The sequence below is a fragment of the Aurantimonas sp. DM33-3 genome (assembly GCF_014334315.1).
Lineage (GTDB): Bacteria > Pseudomonadota > Alphaproteobacteria > Rhizobiales > Rhizobiaceae > Aurantimonas > Aurantimonas coralicida.
The window spans coordinates 41,548-57,851 of the sequence record NZ_JACSGS010000014.1 but is presented as its reverse complement, the minus strand read 5'-3'; the positions used below and the strand labels follow the sequence as shown (position 1 = coordinate 57,851).

General features: G+C 68.0%; 16 protein-coding genes and 1 tRNA gene. 7 read left to right on the top strand and 10 right to left on the bottom strand.

Translation table 11 applies throughout. From position 1 onward, the window contains the following. Positions 1-74: 74 nt before the first annotated feature. The 4 genes from yidC to H9Q09_RS17135 all read right to left on the bottom strand — a co-directional run bounded on the left by yidC (position 75) and on the right by H9Q09_RS17135 (position 2,796). A complete protein-coding gene (gene yidC / locus H9Q09_RS17150; protein WP_187392041.1) occupies positions 75-1,904 on the bottom strand; it encodes a membrane protein insertase YidC in 1,830 nt (609 codons plus the stop codon). Further along, the gene (gene rnpA, locus H9Q09_RS17145; RefSeq protein WP_187392040.1) at positions 1,904-2,299 is read right to left on the bottom strand and encodes a ribonuclease P protein component; all 396 of its coding nucleotides are present in this window, start codon (positions 2,297-2,299) and stop codon (positions 1,904-1,906) included. The genes yidC and rnpA overlap by 1 nt, the downstream gene beginning before the upstream one ends. A gap of 32 nt (positions 2,300-2,331) precedes the next feature. Then, complete coding sequence (gene rpmH / locus H9Q09_RS17140) at positions 2,332-2,466, bottom strand: 50S ribosomal protein L34 (protein ID WP_024349338.1); 135 nt, start codon at positions 2,464-2,466, stop codon at positions 2,332-2,334. Between the two features lie 120 nt (positions 2,467-2,586). Continuing rightward, positions 2,587-2,796, bottom strand: coding sequence for a hypothetical protein (locus H9Q09_RS17135; protein WP_187392039.1), 210 nt, complete (start codon positions 2,794-2,796; stop codon positions 2,587-2,589). Here H9Q09_RS17135 and H9Q09_RS17130 point away from each other — a divergent pair. The 4 genes from H9Q09_RS17130 to H9Q09_RS17115 all read left to right on the top strand — a co-directional run bounded on the left by H9Q09_RS17130 (position 2,795) and on the right by H9Q09_RS17115 (position 6,832). After that, entirely contained in the window at positions 2,795-3,562 is a 768-nt protein-coding gene (locus H9Q09_RS17130) for a TVP38/TMEM64 family protein (RefSeq protein WP_187392038.1), read from the top strand. The two genes, H9Q09_RS17135 and H9Q09_RS17130, sit on opposite strands and share 2 nt — an antisense overlap. After that, positions 3,563-4,990 (top strand): FAD-dependent oxidoreductase, encoded by a 1,428-nt coding sequence (locus H9Q09_RS17125; protein ID WP_187392037.1) that lies wholly within the window; start codon positions 3,563-3,565, stop codon positions 4,988-4,990. It begins immediately after the preceding gene. A 72-nt stretch (positions 4,991-5,062) separates the two neighbouring features. Continuing rightward, positions 5,063-6,598 carry a HAMP domain-containing sensor histidine kinase gene (locus H9Q09_RS17120; protein WP_246716201.1) on the top strand — a complete coding sequence of 512 codons (1,536 nt, stop codon included), beginning with the start codon at positions 5,063-5,065 and terminating at the stop codon, positions 6,596-6,598. Positions 6,599-6,755: 157 nt separating this feature from the next. After that, positions 6,756-6,832 (top strand) — tRNA-Arg (locus H9Q09_RS17115). A gap of 328 nt (positions 6,833-7,160) precedes the next feature. Here the strand turns inward: H9Q09_RS17115 and H9Q09_RS17110 are convergent. Further along, on the bottom strand, positions 7,161-8,366 hold the full coding sequence (locus tag H9Q09_RS17110; RefSeq protein ID WP_187392035.1) for a CaiB/BaiF CoA-transferase family protein: 1,206 nt from the start codon (positions 8,364-8,366) through the stop codon (positions 7,161-7,163). A gap of 3 nt (positions 8,367-8,369) precedes the next feature. Beyond that, the gene (locus H9Q09_RS17105) at positions 8,370-9,161 is read right to left on the bottom strand and encodes a class II aldolase/adducin family protein (RefSeq protein ID WP_024352121.1); all 792 of its coding nucleotides are present in this window, start codon (positions 9,159-9,161) and stop codon (positions 8,370-8,372) included. A gap of 198 nt (positions 9,162-9,359) precedes the next feature. Here H9Q09_RS17105 and H9Q09_RS17100 point away from each other — a divergent pair, with 198 nt between their 5' ends. Then, positions 9,360-10,232, top strand: coding sequence for a LysR family transcriptional regulator (locus tag H9Q09_RS17100; RefSeq protein ID WP_187392034.1), 873 nt, complete (start codon positions 9,360-9,362; stop codon positions 10,230-10,232). 42 nt (positions 10,233-10,274) lie between these two features. Here H9Q09_RS17100 and H9Q09_RS17095 read toward each other — a convergent pair whose 3' ends face one another. Together H9Q09_RS17095 and H9Q09_RS17090 are read right to left on the bottom strand one after the other, a co-directional pair. Beyond that, positions 10,275-11,066: a GntR family transcriptional regulator gene (locus H9Q09_RS17095; RefSeq protein ID WP_187392033.1), complete on the bottom strand. Its 792-nt coding sequence runs from the start codon at positions 11,064-11,066 to the stop codon at positions 10,275-10,277. A 102-nt stretch (positions 11,067-11,168) separates the two neighbouring features. Next, complete coding sequence (locus H9Q09_RS17090; RefSeq protein ID WP_187392032.1) at positions 11,169-12,140, bottom strand: 2-hydroxyacid dehydrogenase; 972 nt, start codon at positions 12,138-12,140, stop codon at positions 11,169-11,171. A 183-nt stretch (positions 12,141-12,323) separates the two neighbouring features. Here H9Q09_RS17090 and H9Q09_RS17085 point away from each other — a divergent pair, with 183 nt between their 5' ends. Together H9Q09_RS17085 and H9Q09_RS17080 are read left to right on the top strand one after the other, a co-directional pair. Next, the gene (locus H9Q09_RS17085) at positions 12,324-13,295 is read left to right on the top strand and encodes a DMT family transporter (RefSeq protein WP_187392031.1); all 972 of its coding nucleotides are present in this window, start codon (positions 12,324-12,326) and stop codon (positions 13,293-13,295) included. Positions 13,296-13,297: 2 nt separating this feature from the next. After that, on the top strand, positions 13,298-14,257 hold the full coding sequence (locus H9Q09_RS17080; protein WP_187392030.1) for a D-2-hydroxyacid dehydrogenase family protein: 960 nt from the start codon (positions 13,298-13,300) through the stop codon (positions 14,255-14,257). 19 nt (positions 14,258-14,276) lie between these two features. Here the strand turns inward: H9Q09_RS17080 and H9Q09_RS17075 are convergent, their stop codons facing one another. Further along, the gene (locus H9Q09_RS17075; protein ID WP_187392029.1) at positions 14,277-15,473 is read right to left on the bottom strand and encodes a CoA transferase; all 1,197 of its coding nucleotides are present in this window, start codon (positions 15,471-15,473) and stop codon (positions 14,277-14,279) included. Further along, positions 15,470-16,261, bottom strand: coding sequence for an enoyl-CoA hydratase-related protein (locus H9Q09_RS17070; RefSeq protein ID WP_187392028.1), 792 nt, complete (start codon positions 16,259-16,261; stop codon positions 15,470-15,472). The genes H9Q09_RS17075 and H9Q09_RS17070 overlap by 4 nt, the downstream gene beginning before the upstream one ends. Positions 16,262-16,304: the final 43 nt, after the last annotated feature.

Genomic DNA, 16,304 nt, shown 5'->3' with positions numbered 1-16,304 from the left:
TTTGAGGACGGCACCCCCGAACGGCGTCGTCCCGTGCGGCGCGACCCGAAGGCCGCATCGCACGGGACGTCTGCTCAGCCCTCGGAGGGCTTTTCCTTTCGTCGGAACATCCCGCGCAGATTGTCCCAGAGTTCGATCTTGGTGCCGTTGCGCTTCATGATCACCGACTGCTGGATCACCGAAAGCAGGTTGTTCCAGGTCCAGTAGATCACCAGTCCAGCCGGGAAAGAGGCCAGCATGAAGGTGAAGACCACCGGCATCCAGGTGAAGATCATCTGCTGCGTCGGATCCGGCGGCGTCGGGTTGAGGCGCATCTGGATGAACATCGTGATGCCCATCAGGATCGGCCAGACGCCGACCATCAGAAGCTGCGGCATCTCCAGCGGGATCAGGCCGAACAGGTTGAAGATGCTCGTCGGATCGGGCGCGGCCAGATCCTGGATCCAGCCGAAGAACGGCGCGTGCCGCATCTCGATCGTCACATACAGCACCTTGTAGAGCGCGAAGAACACCGGGATCTGGATCAGGATCGGCCAGCAGCCTGCGGCCGGGTTGATCTTCTCCTCCCGGTAGATGCGCATCATCTCCTGCTGCTGCTTCTGCTTGTCGTCCTTGAAGCGCTCGCGCATCTCCATGATCTTCGGCTGCATGTTCTTCATGCGCGCCATCGACTTGTACGACTTGTTGGCCAGCGGGAAGAAGATGAGCTTCAGCACGACGGTGACCGCGAGGATCGCGACACCGAAATTGCCGATCATGCTGTAGAACCAGTCCAGCGCATGGAACATCGGCCGGGTGATGAAATAGAACCAGCCCCAGTCGATCAGCTGGCCGAACTGGCGGATGTTGTAGCGCTCTTCATAGCTGTCGATGTCGCTGACGACCTTGGCGCCGGCGAAGGTGCGCGAGATGTTGGTCGCGGTGGCGCCCGGCTCGACCGTCACCGGGTCGGCGACATATTCGGTCTGATAATGCGCCCGGCCGTCGGTCATGTAGAGGAAGCGCGACTGGAACGGGCGGCCCGCTTCCGGGACCAGCGTCGTCGCCCAGTACTTGTCGGTGATGCCGAGCCAGCCGCTGGAGGATTTCGGCGGCGTGTAGCGCAGATCGTCCTCGATGGTGGAGTACGAGATCTCCGACAGGCCGTCGTCGCCGAAGACGCCGATCAGGCCTTCGAACAGGACGTAGACCGAGGCGACTTCCGGCTTCGCATAGCGGGTGACCCGGCCGTAGGACGACAGGGTCAGCGGCGCCGAGCCCTCGTTGCGGATCGTGTCCTCGTAGGTGAACATGAACCGGTCGTCGACGGAGATGGTCCGCTCGAAGGTGACGCCCGCGCCGTTCGTGGCGGTCAGCGTGACCGGGCTGTCGGGCGTCAGGGACTGGCCGCCCTCGGCCTGCCAGACCGTGCTCGGCCCGGGAAGCTCGCCGGCATCGCGGCCGAGATAGCCGAATTCCGCGAAATAGCCCGACGGCAGCCGCTCCGGCGACAGGAGCACGATCGTCGGCGACGAATCGTCGACCGTCTCGTGGTAGTTCTTCAGGCGCAGATCATCGAGCCGCGCACCGGTCAGATTGATCGAGCCCGACAGGGCCGGCGTGTCGATGGCAATGCGGTTGCCGGCGGCGATGGCCTGCTCGCGGGTCTCGCCGGTCGTCGGCAGAGCGCCCTGATCCGGCACGACGCTTTCGCGACCCGACGGTGCAGCGACATTGTCCTGCGGCGTTCCGGCGGGCGTCTGCGGCGTCTGCAGCGAGCCGTCGTTCTGCGCGACGTTGGACTGCGCGGCCTCGTTCTCGAGCCGCTGGGCTTCCATGCGCGGGCTGACGACCAGAAACTGCCACCCGACCAGCACCCCGATCGACAGGATCATGGCGATCAGGAAGTTGCGGTTGTTTTGCATCAGTCAGACCCCGATGGACGCTTCGACGGGCGCCGTTCCGTTGTGGCCGGCTCTCGCTGCGGCTGCTTCATCCTGGCGACCCGACGCGACAGCTCGTCCTTGAGCTGCTCGAAAGGCAGCGTCAGCACATCGCGGCGGGCGACGACCACATAGTCGATCCCCGGAGCCATGTCAGCCTGCGCATCGAGACGAATCGCCTCGCGCAGCCGCCGCCGGATCCGGTTGCGGACCACGGCATTGCCGACTTTCTTGGTCACAGTGAGCCCGACACGAGGTGGAGCCGCGTCGCCGCGGTCCAGCGCCTCGATGAAGAAGGACGGGCCGTTCAGACGACGGCCCCGGCGCGCGGCGAGAAACTCCGCGCGCTTTGTCATGCGGCCGACAGCCTTCGGCATCTCGCCTGGCCGCGACCTGCTCACGTCTGGTGTCAGGCCGACAGCCGCTTGCGGCCGCGTGCGCGGCGAGCGGCGATGACCTTCTGGCCACCCTTGGTCGCCATGCGCGAGCGGAAACCGTGGCGGCGTTTGCGGACGAGCCGGGACGGCTGATAAGTGCGCTTCATCGTTTCACCCCCGCACCTTGCGGCACGGGCCCTTCATGTGTTCCGGAAACTGGGTTCGCGGTACAAGACGCTGCACGCAACTATCCGTCGCGCGGAACGCTGCCCGCTCGTGTGCGCGGCTTATAGGAAGGAAGAGCGGGAAAAGTCAATCACCGACGCGCAGGTCACGGCGAACGGATCGATTCCGGATTTTGCGCAACATGGCGTGATCTGGCTTCGTTTTGCGCCGCCGCCCTTTCGGTTTGCCGCGCCCCGCGCGATGTTGCGGGCCACGCCAAACGGCGGCGCGGGCGACTTCGGCCGCGCCTGCAGAAAAATCGGACGCTGCATGAGACCGCATCTCGACACCAAAACCGGGCCGCCGCCGCTGGTGCGCTATCTTCCCGTCGCGGTGATCGTCGCGGGCCTCGCCTTGGCCTACGCGCTCGAACTGCATCTTTATCTCTCCCTCGACGTCTTCCTCGACAGTCGCGAGCGCCTGCGCGACTTCGTCGCCGGCCATATTGTCCTCGCCTCGCTCGGCTTCGTCGCGCTCTATGCCCTGCTCGTCGCCTTCGCCTTCCCGGCGGCCTCTGTGGTGACGATCGCCGGCGGCTTCCTGTTCGGCTGGCTTCTCGGCGGCACGCTGACGGTGATCGGCGCGACGATCGGCGCGACGGCGCTCTTCCTGGCCGCCCGGCACGCCTTCGGCGATGTTCTGCGGCGGCGGGCCGGCGGCGCCATCCGGCGTTTCGCCGAGGGTTTCCGCGACGACGCCTTCGCCTATCTCCTCGTCCTGCGGCTGACGCCGATCCTGCCCTTCCTGGCGGTCAACGTCGCGCCGGCCTTCTTCGAGGTCTCGCTGCGCACCTATGTCGTCACCACCTTCCTCGGCATCATACCCGGTGCCATGGTCTATGCCTTTCTCGGCAGCGGCCTGAACCAGACGCTGGTCAATGTGGGCAGCGGCGATGTCGAGATCGCCGACCTCGTGACCATGGAAATGACCATCGGCCTTGCGGGACTGGCGACACTCGCGATCCTCGGCCTGGTCCTGAAGAAGACCTTCTTTCGCCGGCGCACCGCGCCCGCGGAGAACAAGAACGGCGAGCGCTGAATGGCCGAGATCCTCACTCCCGACATCTGCGTCATCGGCGCCGGCTCCGGCGGCCTGACCACGGCGGCGGCCGCGGCTGCCTTCGGCGTGCCCGTCGTCCTGGTGGAACGCGGCAGGATGGGCGGCGACTGCCTGAATTATGGCTGCGTGCCGTCCAAGGCGCTGATCGCGGCCGGAAAGCACGCCGCCGCGATCCGCGAGGCGCCGGCCTTCGGCGTGTCGGCCGGCGACCCGCTCGTCGATTTTCCGGCGGTCAAGGATCATGTCGACGCCGTCATCGCGGCCATCGCGCCGAACGATTCGGTCGAGCGCTTCGAGGGCCTCGGCGTGACCGTCATCAAGGCCGACGCGACCTTCGTCGACCCCCGGACGATCTCGGCGGGCGGCCAGCTCATCCGCCCCCGGCGTTTCGTCATCGCCACGGGCTCGTCGGCACTGGTGCCGCCGATCGACGGCATTGCCGCGACGCCGTATCTGACCAACGAGACGATCTTCGGCCTGCGCGAGCGGCCCGACCATCTCCTCATTATCGGCGGCGGGCCGATCGGCATGGAGATGGCGCAGGCCCATCGCCGGCTCGGATCGCGGGTGACGGTGGTCGAGGGCAGCAAGGCGCTGGGCCGCGACGATCCCGAACTGACCGAAGTGGCGATTGCCGCGCTGCGCCGCGACGGCGTGACCATCATGGAGAACACCAAGGTGGTGCGCGCCGAAGGGAATGACGGAGCCATCCGCCTGACCATCGACCCTGCCGATGACGACCGCCGGACGATCGAGGGCAGCCATCTTCTCCTGACGGTCGGGCGGTCGCCCAATCTCGACGGGCTCGGGCTGGAAGCCGCCGGCATCGCTTATGACAAGCGCGGCATCACGGTCGGCGCCGATCTGCGCACCAGCAACCGGCGCGCCTATGCCATCGGCGACATCGCCGGCGGGCCGCAATTCACCCATGTGGCGAATTATCACGCCGGCCTCGTCATGCGGGCGCTGCTGTTCCGGCTGCCGGTCCGCACGAACCACGACATCCTGCCCCATGTCACCTTCACCGATCCGGAGGTCGGTCAGGTCGGACTGACCGAAGCGCAGGCGAAGGAGCGCGGCCTTACCGTCGATATCCTGCGCTGGCCCTATGCCGAGAACGACCGCGCCCAGGCCGAGCGCCGGACCGAAGGTCTCGTCAAGCTCGTGGTCGGCCGGCGCGGCAAGATCGTCGGCGCCGGCGTCGCCGGCGCCCAGGCCGGCGAGATCACCAATCTCCTGTCGCTGGTGGTCAGCCAGGGCCTGACGGTCGCGGCCCTGCGTGACTTCGTTTCGCCCTACCCCACCTTGTCGGAAATTGGCAAACGGGCGGCCACCGCCTACTATCAGCCCTATACGCGGCGTCCCCTAGTGCGCCGCGCCGTTGCCTTCCTGCAGCGGTTCGGCTGACCGGATCGGCAGGCGCTCCGGCAGCGGACCGCACGGATGGCTGGGGATGGCAGCGAAAGGACAGACTGCGACTTGCCGCTGACGCCCGACAGACCTGCGGACGGCGCGACGACGCGCGCCAGCGTGCCGACTGTGCGGCACCGCATCTCCAACCGCCTCCTGATCATCACCATGCTGGCTGTCATGCTGGCGGAGGTGCTGATCTTCGTGCCGTCCATCGCCAATTTTCGCGAGGAATGGCTGTCCGACAGGATCGCCACAGTGGCGGTGGCGGGCCTTGCCTCGCGGGGGCGCGACAGCGAGGACGCCGCGCCGCTGAGCCCGGACGAGGAAGCCGGCCTGTTGCGGGCGCTCGACGCCCTGCTCGTCGCCATCATCGAGGGCGACGCCTCCCGGTTGCTGGCCCGCGACCCGCGACTGAATGCCGTCGACCTGCAGATCGATCTGGGCAATCGCGGCCCATGGAGCGCGGTCACCGGCGCCTTCGACACGCTGTTCTTCGGCGGCGATCGCATCATGCGGATCTCCGGCCCCGTCGGCGACCGCTCCATGCTGGCCGAGATGGTGATGTCGGAAGCGCCGCTGCGCCGCGACATGCTGGTCTATTCGCGCAACATCCTGCTTCTCTCGCTGGCCATCGCCAGCTTTGCCGCGCTCCTGGTCTATGCCGCCATCAGCGTCTATCTGGTGCGGCCGATCCAGGCGATGACGACGGCCATGGTGCGCTTTGCCGAGCAGCCGTCCGACCCCCGGCGGATCCTGCGGCCGAGCGGCCGCGACGACGAGATCGGCGTCGCCGAGGCCGAGCTTGCCGACGTCCAGTCGCGGCTCGCCGAGACCCTGCGTGAACAGCGCCATCTGGCCGATCTCGGCCTCGCCGTCTCCAAGATCAATCACGATCTGCGCAACATCCTCGCCTCGGCGCAGATGATCTCCGACCGCCTGTCCACCGTGAACGATCCGCGCGTCCAGCGGGTGGCGCCGATGCTGCTGCGCAGCCTCGACCGGGCGCTGCACTATACCCAGTCGGTGCTGGCCTATGGCCGCGCCGTCGAGACGGTCCCCGTCAAGCGCCGCATCCGCCTCAGGCAGCTCGTCGACGACGTCTTCCAGATGCTGACGATCTCGCCGCAATCGCCGATCGAGCTCGTCAACGCGGTAGACGCAGGCATGGAGCTGGATGCCGATCTCGACCAGCTGCACCGCGTCCTCCTCAATCTGTGCCGCAACGCCGCGCAGGCGCTGGAGGCCGAGGACGACGATTTGTCCTCGCTGGTGCGACGCATCACCGTGTCGGCCAACGGTGGGCCCGCCGAGGGTATCGTCATTGCCGTGGACGACACCGGCCCCGGACTGCCGACCCGCGCCCGCGACAATCTGTTCCGCGCCTTCCGGGGCTCGGCCCGGACCGGCGGAACCGGCCTCGGCCTCGCCATCGCCGCGGAGATCATCGAGGCCCATGGCGGAACGATTCGCCTGGCCGAGACGAACGCCTCGGGAACCCGGTTCGAGATCGCCCTCCCCGGCACCGCCGCCCCGGCCCGTCCGACCCCGGGGCGCCCGCCGCGCAATGGAGCGGACGCCCAGGCGGCACCCGACGCGCCCTGAAAGGCCCGCAACTCCCGTCACCCGACCGTCACGGACGCCGGATAGACATGCCATGCAGTGACGACGAAAAAATGCGTCGGTGGACGGCTTGCATTCCGCGAACCGAGCCGTTAGGAACCCCCTCAAGAGCGGGCGGCAGACGCGGCCCCTTCTGGATGCGCCCGTAGCTCAGCTGGATAGAGCACCAGACTACGAATCTGGGGGTCAGAGGTTCGAATCCTTTCGGGCGCACCATTTCCTTGAAAATCTGCGAATGCCGAACGCGCCAGCCGCTCCGCCTTCTGCAGTGCTAGCTTCCTCTCCATCATCTGCTTGAACGTCGCCGCATCGCGGGCGATGCCGATCATCGCGTTGTCCACCTCGACGCGCTCGATGACGGATCGCAAATCCGCATCGCGGAACCGACGGCACCAGTGCGGATGTTCTCGCGCCTGGGCCTGGCCCTCACCGCCAAAGACATCGCCTCGATCAACGCCGCGGCCAGGGACGCCGGCGTTCCGGGACTTGGCTGAACGGGCCGCCCGCCGGCCTCGCCGTCGGGCGAGGCCGGCGGGTGATCGGTTCAGTCCGTCGGGGTCACGATGACCCCGGACTGGCGCAGCGCGTGGATCGCCGTGTCGTCATAGCCCAGTTCCGAGAGCAGCGCGTCGGTGTCCGCGCCCATCGCCGGGGGATCGGACCGGATGCCGAGATCGTGGCCGGCGATCTGGAACGGCAGCCGCGGCAGCCTGGTCTTTGTCCCGTTCGGCATGGTGGTGGGCAGAAGCCCGCCGGTCGCCTCCAGATGCGGATCGTCGAACAGATCCGCCGGCTCTGCGATCGGGGCGAAGGGAATGCGCGCCGCTTCGCAGAGCGCGATCGCCCCGGCCGTGTCGAGATTGCGGAAGACCTCCTGGACGATCGGGATCAGCCGTCCGCGGGCAGCCACCCGCTGGTTGTTGGTCGCCAGTTCCGGATCGCTGCCCAGATCGTCACGCTGCAGCGCCGCGCAAAAACGCTTCCAGTGGGCGTCCGTGGTGATCCCGACGAACATCTGCTCGCCGTCCTTCAGGGTGAACAGCTCGTAGACCGCCCAGGACGACCGGCGCGCCGGCATCGGAGGGACCGGTTCGTCGATCTGCGAGGCATAGGCCAGATGCTGGCCGACCAGGAACACGCAGGATTCGAACAGGGCCGAGCCGACGGCGGCGCCCTTGCCAGTCTCGCCCCGCTGCATCAGCGCCGCGAGGATGCCGATCACCGCGAACATGCCGCCGGTGATGTCGACGACCGAGGTCCCCGCCCGCAGCGGCTGCCCCGGCGGCCCCGTCATATAGGCGAGGCCGGCCATCATCTGCACGACCTCGTCCAGCGCCAGCCGGTTGTCGTAGGGCCCCTTGAGGAAGCCCTTCAGGCTGGCATTGACGAGGCGCGGATTGAGTTCGGCCACCGTCTCGGCCGACAGGCCCAGCCGGTCCATCGTGCCCGGCGCGAAATTCTCCACCAGGACGTCGGCGCTGCGCACCAGGCGATGGGCGATCTCCTGCCCCTCCGCCGTCTTCAAATCGAGCGCGATCGAGCGCTTGTTCCGGTTGAAGAAGCCGAAATAGCCCGTTCCGAACCCCTTCAGGGTCCGGGTCGGGTCGCCCCGCGGGGCCGGCTCGATCTTGATCACGTCGGCCCCGAGATCGGCCAGGATGAGCCCGCAGGTCGGGCCCATCACCGTATGTCCGAAGTCGAGAACGCGGATGCCCGCAAGCGGCAGGCGTGCGGCTGGTTCGCTGGGCAAGGCTCAGGTCCGGAAGGACGGGTCGATCCGGTCCAGCTTGCGCAGCAGGCCCGGCCATTCCAGGACGCCGAACGGGCGGCGCGTCTCCGGCCTGTAGAGCGCGTTGGTCTTTTCGATGATCGCTTCCGGCGGCGTGCCGATCTCGGTATTGGCCGACATCGCCATCACCTGCACCTTGCAGGCCAGCTCGGCCCGGTAGATGTTCGAGAAGGCCTGGGCGACGGACGGCGCCACCGTCAGGAGGCCGTGATTGCGCAGGATGAGAAGGTCTGAATCACCGAGATCGGCAACGATGGATTCCTGCTCGGCGAGATCGACGGCGACCGACTGGTAGTCGTGATAGCCGATCGTGGCGAAGCGCATCGCCGTCTGGGTCAGCGGCAGCAGGCCGCATTTCATCGTCGAGACCGCCATGCCGGCGGGCGTATGGGTGTGGATGACGCAATGCGCGTCCTCGCGCGCCCGGTGGATGGCGCTGTGGATGACGAAGCCGGCACGGTTCGGCTCGTAGTCGAAGTCGGGCTTCTGGACGACATTGCCGTCGAGGTCGATCTTGATCAGGCTCGACGCCGTGATCTCCTCGTAGAAATAGCCATAGGGATTGATGAGGAAGGTGTCCTCCTCGCCCGGCACGCGCACCGAGATGTGGTTGGCGATCATCTCGTCCATGCCCCACAGAGCGACGAGCCGGTAGGCCGCGGCGAGGTTCACCCGCGCTTCCCATTCCGCTTCGCTGACCTTGTCCTTCATCGACGCGATGTCGGTCGTGTAGTTCTTGGTCTTCAGAACCGCCATCGGGTCTTCGGCGACGATGTTCTTGTCATGCTTGGTCATGGCTCTTCCTCCTTGCGAGGCGGGCGCGCGAGGCTGCACCGCCGCTGCGACAGCCGCCCTCGCTCCCGGGCGGCATGGCATTCGATGCCCCAGTCATGCGTCATTGCCCGTTATCTTTCCATGCACTAGTTTCGCCTGAACGGTAACTTTCGGTGTCCAATGGAATTGCGCGATCTCGCCTTCTTCGAATCCGTCGCGACGCGCGCCTCCTATGAAGAGGCCGCCGCCGAGGTCGGCCGGACCAAGCCGGCGCTGACCAAGGCCGTGCGCCGGCTGGAACAGCAGATCGGGGCGAAGCTCTTCGACCGCACCGGCCGCGGCAAGCGCCTGACGCCGGTGGGCGCGATCCTTCTGGAAAAGGCGCGTCACCTGCGCCAGGAAGCCGAAGCGGTGTCGCGGGAGGTCGGCGAAGTGGCGCGCGGCGAGGCCGGCACGCTGCGCATCGGTTCGGGCACGACCATCGTCAACCACGTGCTGCCCCGCGCCTGCCGCATGCTGACGGCGGTGGCGCCGGGCGTCGACATCGCGCTGACCGTGAGCATGAGCGACGTCCTGCAGGCGCATCTGCGGGCCGGCGAATGCGACCTCGTGATCGCCCCGGTCGACCCGCGGGCCCACAGCGAATTCGACGCCCGCACCATCTACCGCGACGAGATGGTGGTCGCGGCCAGCCCCTCGCACCGGCTGGCGAAAGGCGGGGCGAGCCTTGCCGATCTCGCCGGCGAGAAATGGGTGTTGCCGTCGCGCTCGATCGGCACCCGCGCCTGGCTCGACCGGATCTTCGTCCAGAACGGCCTGCCCCCACCCCAGGCGCGGGTGGAGACCAGCTCGATCTCGGCCCTGCCGGAGATGGTGGCCGAACTCGATCTCCTGACCTTCGTGGGGCGCAATTCGCTGGGGATCCTGACCGAGATCGCCCTGCCGGAGACGACCCTGTCGCGCAGCTTCGCGCTGCTCACCCGGCGATCGGGCAACCTGCCGCCGGTCGCCACCCGCTTTGCCGACATCCTCGCCGCGCTGCCCGCCGACTGAAGAGCCGGACACGGCTTGCCCCCTCACGCAGCCGGGCGCGGATCAGTCGTCGCTGCTGCCGCCACCCGTCGAGAGCCGCAGGCGCATCGAATATTCGAAGCGACCGGCCGGATAGGTGTTGGTCGAGACCTCCATCGTCTCGCCGTCGGCGGTGATGTACTGGCGCACGATGTGCAGAATCGGCGAACCGGCCGCCACGTTCAGCAGCTCGGCATCCTCCTCGCCCGCGGCCTCGGCGCGCATCGTCTGGCGGATTTCGCCGATGGCCAGGCCGTAGGTATCGGCGACGGTCTGGTAGATCGGCGTCGTCAGCGGCGGCCCGCCGAGCGCGATCGACCTGCGAACCTCGCCGAACCGGCCGGCGACATAGGCGCAGGTGCGGCAGAAGGCGCCCTGGTTGTCGCCGGGCACGGCGCGGGTGCCGCAGAACGCCACCCAGCGCTCGCCGATCCGGCCGCCCATCCGGGCAACGAAGCTCTCGTCCGCGGTGATCTCGTCGATCGACCGGACCGAGAACTCCGTCTCGGCCGCGTATTGCATGACCTTTTCCACCGACTGGGCGGACATGATGTAGGTCGACTTGGCGTGGCGCTGCTCGACGCGGGTGCCGATGCCCTGGGTCCGGGAGACGAGGCCGAGCGCCGCCAGCCGGCGCAGCGCCTCGCGGATCGTCGACCGGCTGACGCCGTGGAGCACGCAGAGCTCGGCCTCGGTCGGCAGCATGCCGCCGACCGCATAGCGGCCATCGGCGATGTCGGCGGCCAGCGCCTGCGCGATCCGCAGATAGCGCGGCGGCTGTCCGGCCAGGCCGAGCGGGTCCGTTCCCATCGCCATCTTCATTCCTGCGGCCCAGCCTCGCCATCCGGGCGAAGCAGCATCGTCCATCGGTCGGCGGCGCGCCCTGCCGGCGCGCGCGTCCCGCAAGCCCCTCTTACGTCACGCGACGCGGCAGGCAAAGACGTCGCCGCGCAGCAGCCGGTCCAGATTGTCGAGAGCCCGCTCGCACTGGCGGCGCAGGCCAATGGGCGAGCGGCCCGCCATATGCGGCGTGACGACGAAATTGGGCGCGTCGAGGAGCGCCGCCGGGATCTCGGGCTCCTCCTCGAGCACGTCGACACCCGCCGCATGGATGCGCCCGTCCTTGAGCGCCGCGGCGAGCGCCTGCGAATCCACCACCGACCCACGGCCGATATTGACCAGGATGCCGTCCGGTCCGAGCGCGTCCAGCACCTCACGGCCGATGAGATGGCGGGTCTCCTTGCCGCCGGGGATCGCCACGACGAGGAAGTCGCTCTCCTTGGCCAGCGTCAGAACGTCGGGAATGTAGCGATAGGGAACACCGGTCTTTTCGCTGCGGGTGGTGTAGTTGATCGACGCGTTGAAGGCACTGGCCCGCGTCGCGATGGCCTGGCCGATCGCTCCCAGCCCCAGCATGCCGACCCGGGCGCCGTTGAGGGTCGGCCGGTAGCGCTTGCGGGCCTCGTTCCAGCGTCCCTCGCGCGCCGCACCCATCACCTCCGGCAGCCCCCGCGCCGCGGCCAGCATCAGCATGACCGTATGGTCGGCCACCGTCTCGCCATTGGTCGCCGGCGCGTTGGTCACGGCGATGCCGCGCTCGGTCGCGGCGGCGAGATCGACATTCTCGTAGCCGACGCCGAAACAGGCGATCAGCTTGAGATTCGGCAAGAGATCCATCTGCGCCGCGGTGAAGCCGACAATGCCGCTGGTCACGACCGCGCCGACGGCCTCCCGCTCGGCCTGCGGCATGAAGTCGGCGTCGAATTCGCCGATCCGGTCGCGGAGGTCCCTCGCCTCGCAACCGGCGGCCAGAAATCCGTAGGACGCATCGACCAGCGGCGCGAAGACGAGGGTGCGGACGGGAAGTTTCGTGTCCGGGCTGCCGAGCATGATGGGCGTCTCCAGGGGATCGAGAGGGCTCCGGTCGGCTGGACATCCCGACCGCGATTGGTATGATTGATAATAACATCCGTACAAATGGGCAAGCATGCCCCGCAATGCGCGAAGGGTCCGCCTTGTCTGCCATGTCCTCGATGCCGATCGTCGCCGCCGTCGCACCGGTCGGATCGTCCCTTGGCCGGCACCGCCGCCCGCGTTGGTCGTGACGGGCTGCCCGCGGTGAAAGGTCTGGCTCCCAATCTCGTCGGCGCCCTGTGGATGCTGGGCAGCGCCCTGGTGCTGACAGTGCAGGGGTCACTGGTCAAGCATCTCGGCCAGGACCTGCCGGTGGTGATGATCCTGTTCCTGCGGGTGATCCTGATCCTGTCGATCGCCGCGCCGCTCGCCATGCATCGCATCGGCCTGTCCGGTCTGCGCACCCAGCGCCCCGGCGCCCATATCTGCCGCACCGTCTTCGGCCTCGGCATGATGGCCTGCACCTTCTACGCCATCACCGTCCTGCCGCTGGCCGATGCAACGGCGCTGTCCTTCACCCGGCCGCTCTGGTCGATGCTGACCTCCTATCTGGCCTTCGGCGAGGTCGTTGGCTGGTTGGGCGGTTTTGCCACCGTGTCCGGCTTCGGCGGAGTGCTCGTCGTGGTGCAACCGCAATCGGGCATCCATCACGGCATGATCATCGCGCTGGCCGGCGCCGCCTCGTCGAGCCTGGCGCTGGTCTTCATCAAGAAGCTGACCCGGACCGAGCCGGTGGCGCGGATCCTGTTCTATTTCTCCGCCATCTGCGCGGTGATCCTGGTGGGCCCCGCGATCCTGTGGTGGCAGACGCCGACGCTGACCCAGCTGGCCTGGCTCTGCCTCATGGCAATCTGCGGCTCGGCCGGGCAGTTGATGTCCTCGCTCGCCGTCAAATACGGCGACATGACCGTCGTCACGCCGATCGATTTCATCCGCGTGCCGGCGGCCGCGGCCATCGGCTTCGTGGTCTTCGGCGAAAGCCCGACCCTGTGGACCTTCGTCGGCACCGCGATCATCTTCGTGGCGACGATCATCGTCCTCAACATCCGTCGCCGCCGCCCGGCGGCGCTGCCCCTCGACGAACCGACCGCTGTCGGCGCGCACAAGACCGGAACGATCCCAGGAGACTGACGATGAAGATCGCCATACTCGACGACTGGCTGGACACGGCCCGCGACCTGGCGGACTGGGACCAACTCGACGCCGACATCACCTTCGTCACCCACCACATCCGCGAGGCGGATCTCGCACAGGCGCTGGCCGGCTTCGATGCGGTCTGCCTGATGCGCGAGCGCACCGCCCTGCCCCGCAGCGTCATCGCGGCACTGCCCGATCTCCGCCTCATCGTCACCGCCGGACGCCGCAACATGCGGATCGATCTCGACGCGGCTGCCGAGCGCGGCATCATCGTCTGCGGCACCGAGAGCCATGGTGGCGGCACGGTGGAACTCACCTGGGCACTGATCCTCGCCCTTGCCCAGCGCATCCCGCAGAACGACGCGGCGATGAAGGCCGGCGGCTGGCAGACCGGGCTCGGCACACTGTTGGCCGGGAGGCGCCTCGGCGTGGTCGGCCTCGGCCGCCTCGGCAACCGCGTTGCGGCGATCGCGCCGGCCTTCGGCATGGAGGTCGTCGCCTGGAGCCAGAACCTGACCGACGAAGCGGCCGCGGCCGGCGGCGCCCGCCGCGTTTCCAAGCACGAACTCTTCGCGACCGCGGACGTGGTGACGGTGCATCTGACCCTGTCGGAGCGAACCCGGCACATCGTCGACGCGGCGGCGATCAGCGCGATGCGGCCCTCGGCCTTTCTGGTCAACGCGGCCCGGGCGGGGCTGGTCGAGAGGCCTGCGCTGGTCGCGGCACTGCAGAGCAACCGGATCGCCGGGGCCGCCATCGATGTCTATGACGAAGAGCCACTGCCGGCGGACGATCCACTGCGCCGCGTGCCGAATCTCGTCCTGACGCCCCATGTCGGCTATGTCTCGCGCGAGAACATGGGCGTGTTCTACCGCCAGATGGTCGAGAACATCGCCGCCTTCCAGGCCGGAGCGCCCATCCGTCGTCTGACGCCGGACGCCCCGTCGCTGGGCTGATCGCGCCGCTTCGCCCGGTTCAGGCGAAAGCCGCCGCGCCGCTGGCGGAAAGCGCCGCGATCTCGGCCTCGTCGAAGCCGGCCTCGGCCAGTGCCGCACGGCCGCCTTCCCCCACCCTGGGCGGTGTGGCGAGCGCCGCATCGCGCTCCGACGGCTTCGCCAGGCCCGGAAGCCGGGTCGCCGGCAGACGGCCGAGGCCGTTCAGCTCGGCCCAGCCGATCGCTTCCATCTCGACGACCTGCGGGTCCTCCATCAGCTCGCGGTAATCGTGCACCTTGGCGTGCAGGATATCGGCCTCGGACAGTTTCTCCTGCCACCAGCGCGTTGGATGCGCGGCGACATGCGGGGCGACCAGCGCGTTGAGATCCGCCGCATTGGCGACGCGCTGCTGTTCGGAGGCAAAGCGCGCATCCTCCAGCCATTCCGGCGTGCCGGTAATGGTCACCAGCTTGGCGAAATGCGCATCGCGCCGGGCATTGAGGCTCAGATAGCCGTCGGCCGTCGGGAAGGTGCCGACCGGCGCCCCGACCGGCTTGACCGCCGCGCCATCGAAGATCTCGGCGACGATCCGCGCCTCCTGAAAGGCCATGGCGCATTCCAGGAGGCTGGTGCGCAGATGCGTGCCCTCGCCCTTGACCGCCTTGCGGTAGAGCGCCGCCGACACGGCCTGGGCGAGATAGAGTCCGGTGGAGATGTCGATCGCCAGCATGTTGAGCCGGCGCGGCACGCCGGCGAGATCGCGGTTGATCGACATGAAGCCGGTGTAGCCCTGCATCACCGTGTCGGTGGCCGGCAGGTCCTTGTTCGGGCCGGTCTCGCCGAAGCCGGTGACGGTGGCATAGACGACGGACGGATTGCGGGCCGCCACGCTGGCATAGTCCAGTCCGAGCCGGCTGGTAACGCCGGGCCGGTAATTCTCGATCACCACATCCGCCTGCTCCAGGAGCCGCAGCGCCGTCTCGCGCCCCTCCGGCGCCTTCAGATTGAGGGCCAGCGAGCGCTTGCCGCGATTGAGGACGATTGCCTCGGCGGAAAAGTCGTCCACCCGCTTGCCGAGGCCGCGGCTCCAGTCGCCATAGCCGATGGGCTCGATCTTGGTGACGCTGGCGCCGTTCTGGGCGAGCATCATGCCGCAATAGGGTGCGGCGACGCCCTGCGCGAGCTCGACGACCTTCAGCCCCTCGAATGGCGGGCTCGCCAGACCGGCGCCGGTCACTTGGCGCTCTTTTTGTCGAGGAAGGCGCGCACCGCGTCGCGGTGCTCGTCGGAGGCGTAGCAGATCGACTGGGCCTCCGAGCCGAGGGCGAAGATCTGCTCGGCCGGCAGGTCGAGGGCGCGGTTGAGGATCGATTTGGACAACGCCATGGCGATCATCGAGCCGCGGGTCAGTTCCCCGGCCCAGGCGCGCGCCTCGTCCAGAAGCGCGCCCGCCGCCTGCCGGTCGGCCAGCCCGATGGCCAGCGCCTCCTCCGCCGCGACCGTGCGGGCCGAATAGATCAACTCCTTGGCGCGCGGCAGGCCGACCCGCCGCGGCAGGAAATACAGGCCGCCGCCATCCGGGATCAGGCCGCGCTTGCGATAGGCCATGGCGAAGCTCGCCTCTGCCGAGACCATGACGAAGTCGCAGGCCAGCGCCAGATCGCAGCCGAGGCCCGAGGCCGGTCCGTTGACCGCCGCGATCGTCGGCTTGTCAATATTGTTCATCGTCGAGATGGCCCGGTGCGTCGATTTCTGCCGCTTCCAGCCATTGATGCCGACCTGGCCGATCGGGGCGTCGAGCCGCGCTTTCATGCCGGCAATGTCGCCGCCGGCGCAGAACGCGCTGCCGGCTCCCGTGAGGACGATGGCCCGGACCTCCTCCTGGACGTTCAGCCGTTCGAGAATGTCGATCAACAGGACGCGCGTCGCGTCGTCGATGGCGTTGCGCTTGTCCGGCCGGTTGAGGGTGACGGTCGCGATGCCGTCCGCCACGTCGCAGAGAATGGCTGCGTTACTGTCCTGCATGGTCGTCGTCCTGATCCGTTGATGCAAACGGCCCCCCGCGGAC

Excerpts from the sequence above, each read along its gene's own strand:
- yidC (WP_187392041.1), bottom strand. The coding sequence starts at position 1,904 with ATGCAAAACAACCGCAACTTCCTGATCGCCATGATCCTGTCGATCGGG.
- rnpA (WP_187392040.1), bottom strand. The coding sequence starts at position 2,299 with ATGCCGAAGGCTGTCGGCCGCATGACAAAGCGCGCGGAGTTTCTCGCC.
- rpmH (WP_024349338.1), bottom strand. The coding sequence starts at position 2,466 with ATGAAGCGCACTTATCAGCCGTCCCGGCTCGTCCGCAAACGCCGCCAC.
- H9Q09_RS17130 (WP_187392038.1), top strand. The coding sequence starts at position 2,795 with ATGAGACCGCATCTCGACACCAAAACCGGGCCGCCGCCGCTGGTGCGC.
- H9Q09_RS17135 (WP_187392039.1), bottom strand. The coding sequence starts at position 2,796 with ATGCAGCGTCCGATTTTTCTGCAGGCGCGGCCGAAGTCGCCCGCGCCG.
- H9Q09_RS17125 (WP_187392037.1), top strand. The coding sequence starts at position 3,563 with ATGGCCGAGATCCTCACTCCCGACATCTGCGTCATCGGCGCCGGCTCC.
- H9Q09_RS17105 (WP_024352121.1), bottom strand. The coding sequence starts at position 9,161 with ATGGCGGTTCTGAAGACCAAGAACTACACGACCGACATCGCGTCGATG.
- H9Q09_RS17100 (WP_187392034.1), top strand. The coding sequence starts at position 9,360 with ATGGAATTGCGCGATCTCGCCTTCTTCGAATCCGTCGCGACGCGCGCC.
- H9Q09_RS17095 (WP_187392033.1), bottom strand. The coding sequence starts at position 11,066 with ATGGCGATGGGAACGGACCCGCTCGGCCTGGCCGGACAGCCGCCGCGC.
- H9Q09_RS17090 (WP_187392032.1), bottom strand. The coding sequence starts at position 12,140 with ATGCTCGGCAGCCCGGACACGAAACTTCCCGTCCGCACCCTCGTCTTC.
- H9Q09_RS17080 (WP_187392030.1), top strand. The coding sequence starts at position 13,298 with ATGAAGATCGCCATACTCGACGACTGGCTGGACACGGCCCGCGACCTG.
- H9Q09_RS17070 (WP_187392028.1), bottom strand. The coding sequence starts at position 16,261 with ATGCAGGACAGTAACGCAGCCATTCTCTGCGACGTGGCGGACGGCATC.